The following is an 11,187-nucleotide window of genomic DNA, read 5'->3' as shown; positions in this document are numbered from 1 at the left end:
TGGTGCGAGGGGGGGGACTTGAACCCCCACGTCCGTAAGGACACTAACACCTGAAGCTAGCGCGTCTACCAATTCCGCCACCTTCGCATACCATCGACACTGTAAAAGTATCGTAACCACGGAGGCGCATTCTAGATGTTTTCAGCTTTACGTCAACAGAAAAATGCGCACGCTGTTTTGATTGCTGCAAAAATGGCCGATGGTAGCGCCCGGTTTTGCCGGATAGCGGTTACGCGTATCCGGCCTGCCAGATAAGGAGGATTACTTCTTAGCCTGACGCGTCATCACGGTGCGGTAAACCTTAAAGCGACCCGTCTGGGCGATGACTTCATGGAAGCCAAAGGTTTCATCCAGCACTTTCGGGTACGGCAAGAAGGCGTTAGCCACGATACGCAGTTCACCCCCGCTGTTCAGATGACGTACTGCACCACGGATCAGCGTTTGCGCCGCTTCAAGGCTGGTTTCCATACCATCGTGGAATGGCGGGTTGGAGATGATCATGTCGAAACGGCCATTCACATCAGAGAAGACGTTGCTGGCAAACACGTCGCCTTCCAGGCCGTTTGCAGCAAGCGTTGCGCGGCTTGCTTCAACCGCCGGGGCGCTCACATCGCACAGGGTTAAGCGCACTTTTGGCGAATGGCTCGCCAGTACGGTCGCCAGTACACCCGCGCCACAGCCGACGTCCAGCACTTTGCCTTTCGTATGCGGCGTCAGGGTGGAGAGCAGCAGCTGGCTGCCCACGTCCAGACCGTCGCGGCTGAAGACGCCTGGCAGAGTTTTAATGGTCAGACCGTCAAGCTGATACTCATCCCAGAATTTCTCAGCATCAAAGGTCGCCTGTTTTTCCAGACGGCCGTGATACAGGCCACAGCGACGGGCGCTGTCGATTTTATTCAGCTGCGCATAGCCTTCCAGCATCTGTTCTGCGCTACGAACGCCGCTGCGGTTCTCACCGACCACAAAAATATCGCAGCCAACGGGCAGCAGAGAAAGCAGGTTCATCAGCTGGAACTGGGCTTCTGGCTTGTTCTTCGGCCAGTAGTAGATGAGCGTGTCGCAGTCGGCGATGTCGCTCTGTTCAGCGACCAGGCTAAAGCGCGCGCGGTCGTCCATCTGGCGGCTCAGTACCTGCCAGTGGTGGTAGTATTGGGTGTGGGCACGGCTTTCAGCACAGTCGAAACGTGCGGGCAGGTCATCCTGCATATCTCCGGCAAACAGAATACGGCTTTCTTCGAAATCATCACTGTGACGCAGCAAGACTTCACTTGCCGGGGTAAATGCAGACATGAATTGTTCCTCAATTAACTCAGGCGGGGATTATAGTAGGTAGATGGCGCAGTTTCGACACATTTGCTATATTTGCGCGCCTGAGAGACAGGAGTTTTCCCTATGACATCCCGACGAGACTGGCAGTTGCAGCAACTGGGCATCACCCAGTGGGCTTTGCGTCGCCCGACGGCGTTGCAGGGCGAAATCGCCATCTCCATCCCTGCGCACGTCCGGCTGGTGATGGTGGCGGAGCAACTGCCTGCCCTGAATGAACCTCTTATTGGTGATGTCCTTCGTAGCCTGAAGCTGACCACTGAACAGGTTTTACAGCTTACGCCAGACAGGGTCACCATGCTGCCATCCGACAGCCGCTGCAACAGCTGGCGTATGGGAGACATCGATGAGGTCTCCCTGGAAGGGAGCCAGATCTGCTCGCCAGCGCTGGACGAACTGAAAGCCAACCCAAAAGCGCGCAGCGCGCTATGGCAACAAATCTGCGAATATGAACACGATTTCTTCCCTCACGACGCCTGATCTGACCGCGGCGTACGCGATTGAAACGCGCGCCCATGCTTTTCCATGGAGCGAAAAAACCCTCGCCAGCAATCAGGGCGAGCGGTATCTGAATTACCGTCTGGACGTCGACGGCACGATGGCCGCTTTTGCCATCACGCAGGTCGTTCTGGACGAAGCGACGCTGTTTAATATCGCGGTTGATCCCGCGTATCAGCGCCGGGGGCTGGGAAGAGAACTGCTTGAGCATCTCTTTCGCGAGCTCGAAACCCGTGACGTTTTCACCCTGTGGCTGGAGGTGCGCGCGTCGAATGTCGCCGCCATCGCACTCTATGAAAGCTTAGGCTTTAACGAGGCGACTATCCGCCGTAACTACTACCCCACCGCAGAGGGACGTGAAGACGCCATCATAATGGCTCTGCCGCTTGGATAACTAAAATAAGGTTGTAACGATGAAATGGGACTGGATTTTCTTTGATGCCGACGAAACGCTGTTTACGTTTGACTCGTTTGGCGGCCTACAGCGGATGTTTCTCGATTATAGCGTTACCTTCACCGCTGAAGACTTTCAGGACTATCAGGCGGTAAACAAACCGCTGTGGGTGGATTACCAGAACGGTGCCATCACCGCGTTACAGCTGCAGCACCAGCGCTTTGATGTCTGGGCCGAGCGGTTAAACGTTAGCCCGGGTGCGCTTAACGATGCCTTCCTTAATGCCATGGCGGATATCTGTGCGCCGTTGCCGGGCGCGGTTTCCCTGCTGGACGCCCTGAAGGGCAAGGCGAAGCTGGGCATTATTACCAACGGTTTTACCGCCCTGCAGCAGATCCGCCTTGAGCGTACGGGCCTGCGCGATCATTTTGACGCGCTGGTGATCTCTGAAGAGGTGGGCGTACCTAAGCCGGATCCGCGTATTTTTGATTATGCGCTGGAACAAGCGGGCAATCCCGATCGTGAACGTGTGCTGATGGTCGGGGACACCGCGGAGTCGGATATTCGTGGCGGGATGAACGCCGGCCTGTCGACCGTCTGGCTGAATGCACACGGTCGCACGTTGCCAGAAGGTATCCAGCCGACCTGGACCGTCACGTCATTGAACGAACTGGAGCAGCTCCTGTGTAAACAATGATTGCCTGCCCCCCATTGATGGGTAAAATAGCCGCATTTTTCGTATCCCATGATGCGCGGCCTGACGCCGCGCTTATATAGAAGATTTCATTATGACGTTGTCTCCTTATCTGCAAGAGGTGGCCAGGCGCCGTACTTTTGCCATTATCTCTCACCCGGATGCCGGTAAAACGACCATCACCGAGAAGGTGTTACTGTTCGGACAGGCGATTCAGACTGCGGGTACCGTAAAAGGCCGTGGTTCCAACCAGCATGCAAAATCTGACTGGATGGAGATGGAAAAGCAGCGTGGTATTTCCATTACCACCTCCGTGATGCAGTTCCCGTATCATGATTGCCTGGTCAACCTGCTGGATACCCCAGGGCACGAAGACTTCTCGGAAGATACCTACCGTACGCTGACGGCGGTGGACTGCTGTCTGATGGTCATCGACGCCGCGAAAGGGGTAGAAGATCGTACCCGTAAGCTGATGGAAGTTACCCGTCTGCGCGATACGCCGATCCTCACCTTTATGAACAAACTCGACCGTGACATCCGCGACCCGATGGAGCTGATGGATGAAGTGGAAAACGAGCTGAAAATTGCCTGTGCGCCTATCACCTGGCCCATTGGCTGCGGCAAGCTGTTCAAGGGTGTCTATCACCTTTATAAAGACGAAACCTATCTTTACCAGACCGGCAAAGGCCATACCATTCAGGAAGTCCGTATCGTAAAAGGTCTGGATAACCCGGAGCTGGATGCGGCTGTGGGTGAAGAGCTGGCCGCGCAGCTGCGTGACGAGCTGGAGCTGGTTCAAGGTGCATCTCACGAATTCGACAGAGAGCTGTTCCTGAGCGGTGAAATCACCCCGGTCTTCTTTGGTACCGCGCTGGGTAACTTCGGCGTTGACCATATGCTTGACGGCCTGGTGGAGTGGGCGCCACAACCGATGTCACGTAAAACTGACACCCGTGAAGTGGAAGCGAAAGAAGAGAAGTTCACCGGTTTCGTCTTTAAAATTCAGGCTAACATGGACCCGAAACACCGTGACCGCGTCGCCTTTATGCGCGTGGTGTCCGGTAAGTATGAAAAGGGCATGAAGCTGCGTCAGGTACGTATCGGTAAAGATGTGGTGATCTCCGACGCGCTGACCTTTATGGCGGGCGACCGTTCGCACGTTGAAGAAGCCTATCCGGGCGACATCATCGGTCTGCACAACCACGGTACGATTCAGATCGGCGATACCTTCACCCAGGGTGAAATGATGAAGTTCACCGGTATTCCGAACTTCGCACCGGAACTGTTCCGTCGTATTCGCCTGCGCGATCCGCTGAAGCAGAAACAGCTGCTGAAAGGGCTGGTTCAGCTTTCCGAAGAGGGCGCTGTCCAGGTGTTCCGCCCTATCGCTAACAACGATCTGATCGTGGGCGCTGTCGGTGTGCTGCAGTTCGACGTGGTCGTTGCGCGTCTGAAGAGTGAGTACAACGTGGAAGCGATCTATGAATCGGTTAACGTGGCGACCGCGCGCTGGGTAGAGTGTTCTGACGTGAAGAAATTCGAAGAATTTAAACGTAAGAACGAAGTGCAGCTGGCGCTGGATGGTGGTGATAACCTGACGTATATCGCTCCAACCATGGTCAATCTTAACCTGACGCAGGAACGTTATCCTGATGTCCAGTTCCGCAAAACGCGCGAACACTGATCCCCTCTCAGAGCACGGCAATCGCCGTGCTCTTCTTTATTTCCTGTCTTATTAATCTCTTGCGGAATGTTCTTAATTCAACATTATTTCGCGTCTTTTGCTCGTTTTTTACCCAAATATGAAAGCGGCACTGTGAGAGTGATCTATATTTAACTCAGTGTTTAACACCGGGCGTGGATGAATTAACTGTTCAATGCATGACTTTGGGTTCTCCATTTTGCCCGTGTGTTCATTCGCAATATATAAAACTAGCAATTAGGGAAGTATGTCGCCCGAATGACGGGTATACACAGGAATACATCGATGAATATGACAAGACTGAAGATTTCTAAAACTCTGCTGGCTGTGACACTGGGTAGCATCCTGGTAAGTGGTTCTGCTCTGGCTGAAACCAGCACTATGGATAAAGCGCAGTCCACCGCCGATACCGCAGGGCAAAAAATCGATAGCTCTATGAATAAAGTCGGTAATTTCATGGATGACAGCTCAATCACAGCAAAAGTGAAAGCCGCACTGGTGGATGATGAAGCTATCAAGAGCACCGATATTTCCGTTAAAACTGACAAGAAAGTTGTCACCCTGAGTGGTTTTGTAGAAAGCCAGGCCCAGGCCGAACAGGCGGTAAAAGTGGCGAAGGGTGTTGAAGGTGTAGCGTCCGTGAGCGACAAACTGCACGTTCGGGACAGCAAAAACGCGTCGGTGAAAGGGTATGCCGGAGATGCAGCCACCACCAGCGAAATCAAAGCTAAACTTTTAGCAGATGACATCGTGCCATCTCGTAAAGTGAAAGTGGAAACCACCGATGGCGTGGTTCAGCTTTCCGGTACGGTCGATTCTCAGGCGCAAAGTGAGCGCGCCGAGTCCATCGCGAAAGCGATCGATGGTGTTAAAAGCGTTAAAAACGATCTGAAAACGAAGTAAATCTGCACCATTCGCCCGTCTGGCTAACGTCAGCGGGCGAAATAAAAATGACTCTGGAAAATCGCCGGTGAGTGACCTGAGCGCGCTCACATTTAGCGGCCGACATTAACTATGGTAAAGGAGAAGCTTATGTTTCGTTGGGGCATTATATTTCTGGTTATCGCGTTAATTGCCGCCGCATTGGGCTTTGGTGGTCTGGCAGGTACAGCGGCATGGGCAGCAAAAATTGTCTTCGTCGTGGGTATTATTCTGTTCCTGGTCAGCCTGTTTACGGGTCGTCGACGTCCGTAGCAAACGCAATATTCCTTCAACAAAAAAAAGCCAGTCCTCGTGACTGGCTTTTTCTTGTTTCAGTCGCTGGTCGGGTGCGCTACTGTGTCATAACAGAAAAATGAAAACAGGAAAGCAGAGGTGGGGCAACGAATTCCCGTTACGCTCGGCAATATTGCGCCGCTGGCGTTAAAGCCGTTTCGCGCAGGCCCGCTTGCGCTGGTGTGTGAAGGTGGCGGACAGCGCGGCATTTTTACGGCCGGTGTGCTGGACGAGTTTATGCGCGCGCAATTCAACCCGTTTGACCTGTACTTCGGGACCTCTGCCGGGGCGCAAAACCTCTCTGCTTATGTCTGTAACCAGCCCGGCTACGCGCGAAAAGTGATCATGCGCTACACCACGGCGAAAGAATTTTTCAACCCGGTGCGCTTTGTGCGTGGCGGGAACCTGATTGACCTCGACTGGCTGCTGGATTCGACCTCAAGCCAGATGCCGCTGGCAATGGATACGGCGGCGCGCCTGTTCGACAGCGGAAAAGAGTTCTGGATGTGCGCCAGCCGTGGTGATGACTACACGCCGGGGTATTTCTCTCCTCAAAAAGAGAACTGGCTGGATATCATTCGCGCCTCCAGCGCCATTCCCGGTTTCTATCGTTCCGGCGCGCTGCTGGACGGCATCAGCTATCTGGACGGCGGCATCAGTGACGCGGTGCCGGTACAGGAAGCTGCGCGACGCGGGGCAAACACCATTGTGGTGATCCGCACCGTACCGTCGCAAATGTACTATACCCCGCAATGGTTTAAACGCATGGAGCGCTGGTTAGGCGACAGCAGCCTGCAACACCTGGTCAACATCGCGAAGCAGCATGAAACGACCTACGGCGCTATGCAGCGCTTTATTGAAAAACCGCCGGGTAAGCTGCGTATATTTGAAATTTACCCGCCTAAACCGCTGGTGAGCATGGCGCTGGGCAGCCGCGTTCCTGCGCTGCGTACCGATTACAAAACGGGGCGTCTGTGCGGGCGTTACTTCCTGGCGACAATAGGCAAACTGCTGGCTGAACAACCGCCTATACATCGTCATAAAGCCATTATTACCCCACCAGCGGTGGTGGCGAATGATGCGCTGGCGATGCCGCTGGTGGATGCTCCGCAGGCGAATGACGCATTGTTAGATAATGAGGATCTGGCGTGACGTACCGGTTTATCGATACCCACTGTCATTTTGATTTTCCACCGTTTACGGGGGATGAAGAGCAAAGCATCACGCGAGCTGCACAAGCCGGCGTAGAGGCGATAATTGTGCCGGCGGTTGAAGCGGCATACTTTGAGCGAGTACTGGATCTCTCAAGGCGGCACCAGGCGCTGTATGCCGCGCTCGGCCTGCATCCCATTGTGATTGAACACCATCTTGATGAGCATATCGACGCGCTGGACGCCATTGTGCAGACGGCTGGCGACAAACTTGTCGCCATCGGTGAGATCGGCCTCGATCTCTATCGCGACGATCCGCAGTTTGCGCGCCAGCAGACGATCCTTGATGCGCAGCTGCGTCTGGCGAAGCGCCACGATCTGCCGGTGATCCTTCACTCCCGTCGAACCCATGACAAACTGGCAATGCATCTGAAGCGTATCGATCTTCCGCGAAGGGGCGTTGTGCACGGTTTTTCAGGGAGCCTGCAGCAGGCGCAGCGCTTTATTGCGCTGGGCTATAAAATTGGCGTCGGGGGTACCATCACCTATCCACGCGCCAGTAAAACCCGCGATGTGATGGCGCAGCTGCCGCTCGAAGCATTATTACTGGAAACCGACGCGCCGGATATGCCGCTCAGCGGTTTTCAGGGGCAGCCAAATCGCCCGGAGCAGGCCGCTCGGGTCTTTGACACGCTCTGTGAGCTGCGCGAGGAGCCGGAAGAGGTGATTGCGCATGCCCTGCTGGAGAATACCCGCGCGGTATTTGGTATTACGTTATAGATAAAGCGCCGGTCGGATCACCACGATCTGCTGTTGTTCCAGCGCCCGCGCCAGCGGCTCAATATCTTCTGGCGTGGCGCTGCGCCAGGACGCCGCTTCACCGTAAACGCCGTGAGCATGAAAGGCGTTAATGCGTACCGGGACATTGCCCAACGCGTGGATAAACGCCGTCAGCGCTTTGAGATGCTCCAGATAATCACACTGCTCCGGGATCACCAGTAATCGCAGTTCCGCCAGCCGCTGGTGGTGTGCCAGCCAGCGGATACTGTACTTAATCTGCGGATTTTCGCGTCCGGTCAGGAAGCGATGGTGTTCGTTCCCCCAGGCCTTCAAATCCACCATTGCCCCGTCGAATACCGGCAGCAGTTTTTGCCAGCCGGTTTCCCCTAACAGACCGTTGCTGTCCACCAGGCACGTCAGGTGTTGCAGGGCGGGATCGGTTTTGATCGCCGTGAAGAGCGCCACCAGGAACGGTAGCTGCGTTGTCGCTTCACCGCCGCTCACGGTAATACCTTCAATAAAGGGTGCGGATTTAGAGAGCTGAGTGAGGATCTCGTCGACGCTAAAACGGTGCGCCATTGGCGTTGCCTGCTGCTGGCACAACTGCAGGCAGGTATCACACTGCTGACACTGACTCTCCTGCCACCAGACCCGCCCGGCCTGTATGTTCAGTGCATCGTGCGGACAGTGGGGTACGCAGTCGCCGCAGTCGTTGCAGCGTCCGATGGTCCACGGATTGTGGCAGGTTTTGCAGCGCAGGTTGCAGCCCTGGAGAAACAGAGCCAGGCGGCTGCCCGGCCCGTCCACGCAGGAGAAGGGGATCACCTGACTAACTAAAGCGCATCTGCTGTTCATGGCTTATCACGCGTGGCTGGCGCTCCAGGATGCGGGTGTGTCGGGCGGCTTCTTCTCCAAGCCAGGTGGTGTTAGTGCGTGACCCTGCTTCACGGTATTTCTCCAGGTCGGACAACCGCACCATATATCCGGTCACGCGTACCAGATCGTTACCGGCCACGTTGGCGGTGAACTCCCGCATTCCGGCATTGAACGCACCCAGACACAGTTGTACCACGGCCTGTGGGTTGCGTTTTACCGTCTCGTCCAGCGTCAGGATGTCGCTAATCCCGGCGTGATAGTGCTTGTGGTGTGGCGCCACGCTCAGCAGGTGGCTAATCGGGTCCGGCTCCTCCCCGTAAGGCAACCGCGCGCCCGGCGTCGTACCGATATCAGAGCTTATTCCGGACTGGGCATGCATCATCGCACGCTGTTTCCAGCCGTATTTTACCGGTGTGCTTTCAACAAACGCCGCGAGCTGTTCGCTGATCCGATACCCCAGCGCGTTGGCCTGGTCGTCTTTACCGTAACGGCCCGGTGAACCCGCTTTCTCACACAGCACGTTCACCGCTTCGGCCAGGCCGTACATGCCGAACATCGGCACAAAGCGGTCGGGATCAATCAGCCCCTCTTTGACGAGGAAGCTATTCTCAAAGAAGCCGGATTTTTGATACAGAAACTCGCAGCGGGCATTGATGACGGCCAGTTGCTGCTGGCAGTAGTGGGGCAACGTGCGGGTAAAAAAGTCTTCGGGCGAGTCGCTGTGTTCGGCAATGGCCTTCAGGTTCAGGCGCACCAGCGTGCTGCCGCCGCCTGCCAGCGGCAGGGAGTTGTAACAACTCACGATGCCATAACGGCCTTTTGTGAAAATTTTATCATTCACTGGGCCGTTAGAAATATGGGGTTTGCTGCATTCACAGAGATTTTCGGCCACCCTGAGCAGCAGCGAATCTGGCGTGATATCGGGATCATAAATAAAGGTCAGATTCGGTGCGACCTGCTTCAGCTCTGCATCAGCGCGTAAAATCGCGCGGGTAACGGGCGTGTCCGCCGGGCCAATATTGGCATGCATAAACGCATCCGGAAGCGTTCTGTCGAGATAGCGCCAGAAACGTTTTATTCGGCTATCGATTTCTTCTTGTGTTAGAATCCTAACATACGGTTGCAGTAATGCATCAAGATGGCCGAGGAAGACCGGCATCGATGTGACAGAAGGAACATGGTGGTACAGGATGGTCAGCAGTGAGAGCGCGTCATCCAGATCCTTTGCCCCTTCCAGTTCCAGCCATGCCGAGCCGTTGGCGAGGAATCTGGCGTAATCAGGCAGAACATAGCGCGGTTTATAAGGCGCATGGCCTTCGAACATGTCGCAGATAAATCCCTCTTCCAGCGCGGTGCGAGCGGCCTGAGGCAGCGCGGGGTAGGGAAGATGGTTCTCCGCCTCCAGCGCCAGAAAATGACGTTTTTGCTCGGGGGTCAATACCGGGCTTGTCACAATTTGCTGGCAACGTTGTTGCAGTGCGTGAGGGCTGGCGTGGGACATATTCGCTTCCTTTATGGTTCTGCGGATGATGACCGAATTGTAGGAAGTCATCCCGGGGGGACTTTTGATCCCACACCGGGTATCGCTGCTTTAATCAGCAGCGACAGCAGTAAAATTTGAAGTTCATCTCATTACAGTAATGCAAATTTGTACGCAGTTTTCATTAACTGTGATGAATGTCGAAGTGTAAGTGCGGCTGGATGTTAGAATAGTCACAGACCGCAAGGTGAAATTTATACGGCGATGCCGTTGGAGAATGTTATGACCGATTTAACTGCAAGCAGCCTGCGCGCGTTGAAACTGATGGACCTGACCACCCTGAATGATGACGACACCAATGAGAAAGTCATCGCCCTGTGCCATCAGGCGAAAACGCCCGTCGGGAACACTGCAGCCGTCTGTATCTACCCGCGCTTTATCCCCATTGCCCGTAAGACGCTGAAAGAGCAGGGCACGCCGGATGTACGCATTGCAACCGTGACTAACTTCCCGCACGGCAATGACGACATCGAGATTGCGCTGGCTGAAACCCGCGCGGCCATCGCGTACGGTGCTGACGAAGTGGACGTGGTATTCCCGTACCGTGCGCTGATCGCCGGTAACGAGCAGGTTGGTTTTGACCTGGTGAAAGCGTGTAAAGACGCTTGTGCTGCGGCAAACGTGCTGCTGAAAGTGATCATCGAAACCGGTGAGCTGAAAGAAGAAGCGCTGATCCGTAAAGCGTCTGAAATCTCCATCAACGCGGGTGCGGATTTCATCAAAACCTCTACCGGTAAAGTGCCGGTGAACGCAACGCCGGAAAGCGCGCGCATCATGATGGAAGTGATCCGTGATATGGGCGTGGAAAAAACCGTAGGCTTCAAACCTGCGGGCGGCGTGCGCACGGCTGAAGATGCGCAGCAGTTCCTGGCGATTGCCGACGAACTGTTCGGCCCGGCGTGGGCGGATTCCCGTCACTATCGCTTTGGTGCATCCAGCCTGCTGGCGAGCCTGCTGAAAGCGCTGGGTCACGGCGACGGTAAGAGCGCAAGCAGCTACTGATTTTTATCC

12 protein-coding genes and 1 tRNA gene are annotated in these 11,187 nt (G+C 55.1%); 9 read left to right on the top strand and 4 right to left on the bottom strand.

Annotation, left to right across the window (positions count from 1 at the left end):
* Positions 1-87, bottom strand: a tRNA-Leu gene (locus tag QLG09_RS05960).
* A gap of 174 nt (positions 88-261) precedes the next feature.
* The gene (rsmC, locus tag QLG09_RS05955; RefSeq protein ID WP_014168516.1) at positions 262-1,290 is read right to left on the bottom strand and encodes a 16S rRNA (guanine(1207)-N(2))-methyltransferase RsmC; all 1,029 of its coding nucleotides are present in this window, start codon (positions 1,288-1,290) and stop codon (positions 262-264) included.
* A gap of 102 nt (positions 1,291-1,392) precedes the next feature.
* Between rsmC and QLG09_RS05950 the strand changes: the two genes are divergently transcribed.
* The 8 genes from QLG09_RS05950 (at position 1,393) to QLG09_RS05915 (ending at position 7,760) form a co-directional block, all read left to right on the top strand.
* Positions 1,393-1,806, top strand: a complete 414-nt coding sequence (locus QLG09_RS05950) for a DNA polymerase III subunit psi (RefSeq protein WP_020885289.1) — start codon at positions 1,393-1,395, stop codon at positions 1,804-1,806.
* On the top strand, positions 1,775-2,218 hold the full coding sequence (gene rimI, locus QLG09_RS05945) for a ribosomal protein S18-alanine N-acetyltransferase (protein WP_049023043.1): 444 nt from the start codon (positions 1,775-1,777) through the stop codon (positions 2,216-2,218). Before QLG09_RS05950 ends, rimI begins: the two co-directional genes overlap by 32 nt.
* 19 nt (positions 2,219-2,237) lie before the next feature.
* Positions 2,238-2,915, top strand: coding sequence for a pyrimidine 5'-nucleotidase (yjjG, locus tag QLG09_RS05940; protein ID WP_014168519.1), 678 nt, complete (start codon positions 2,238-2,240; stop codon positions 2,913-2,915).
* A gap of 91 nt (positions 2,916-3,006) precedes the next feature.
* Positions 3,007-4,596, top strand: coding sequence for a peptide chain release factor 3 (gene prfC, locus QLG09_RS05935; protein ID WP_014168520.1), 1,590 nt, complete (start codon positions 3,007-3,009; stop codon positions 4,594-4,596).
* Between the two features lie 303 nt (positions 4,597-4,899).
* Positions 4,900-5,517: a molecular chaperone OsmY gene (gene osmY / locus QLG09_RS05930; RefSeq protein ID WP_020885287.1), complete on the top strand. Its 618-nt coding sequence runs from the start codon at positions 4,900-4,902 to the stop codon at positions 5,515-5,517.
* A gap of 129 nt (positions 5,518-5,646) precedes the next feature.
* The gene (locus tag QLG09_RS05925; protein WP_003856556.1) at positions 5,647-5,808 is read left to right on the top strand and encodes a DUF1328 domain-containing protein; all 162 of its coding nucleotides are present in this window, start codon (positions 5,647-5,649) and stop codon (positions 5,806-5,808) included.
* Between the two features lie 120 nt (positions 5,809-5,928).
* Positions 5,929-6,981 (top strand): patatin family protein, encoded by a 1,053-nt coding sequence (locus QLG09_RS05920; RefSeq protein WP_020885286.1) that lies wholly within the window; start codon positions 5,929-5,931, stop codon positions 6,979-6,981.
* A complete protein-coding gene (locus QLG09_RS05915; protein WP_040018573.1) occupies positions 6,978-7,760 on the top strand; it encodes a TatD family hydrolase in 783 nt (260 codons plus the stop codon). Before QLG09_RS05920 ends, QLG09_RS05915 begins: the two co-directional genes overlap by 4 nt.
* Here QLG09_RS05915 and QLG09_RS05910 read toward each other — a convergent pair.
* The gene (locus QLG09_RS05910; protein ID WP_049023045.1) at positions 7,755-8,615 is read right to left on the bottom strand and encodes a YjjW family glycine radical enzyme activase; all 861 of its coding nucleotides are present in this window, start codon (positions 8,613-8,615) and stop codon (positions 7,755-7,757) included. The genes QLG09_RS05915 and QLG09_RS05910 overlap by 6 nt on opposite strands.
* Positions 8,590-10,137 (bottom strand): YjjI family glycine radical enzyme, encoded by a 1,548-nt coding sequence (locus QLG09_RS05905; protein ID WP_049023046.1) that lies wholly within the window; start codon positions 10,135-10,137, stop codon positions 8,590-8,592. The genes QLG09_RS05910 and QLG09_RS05905 overlap by 26 nt, the downstream gene beginning before the upstream one ends.
* 261 nt (positions 10,138-10,398) lie before the next feature.
* Between QLG09_RS05905 and deoC the strand changes: the two genes are divergently transcribed.
* Positions 10,399-11,178, top strand: coding sequence for a deoxyribose-phosphate aldolase (deoC, locus tag QLG09_RS05900; RefSeq protein WP_020885282.1), 780 nt, complete (start codon positions 10,399-10,401; stop codon positions 11,176-11,178).
* Positions 11,179-11,187: the final 9 nt, after the last annotated feature.

Source organism: Enterobacter sp. V89_11, from assembly GCF_029967775.1.
GTDB lineage: Bacteria > Pseudomonadota > Gammaproteobacteria > Enterobacterales > Enterobacteriaceae > Enterobacter > Enterobacter ludwigii.
The sequence above is the reverse complement of the archived record's forward strand: the minus strand, read 5'-3'. Positions and strand labels throughout refer to the sequence as shown.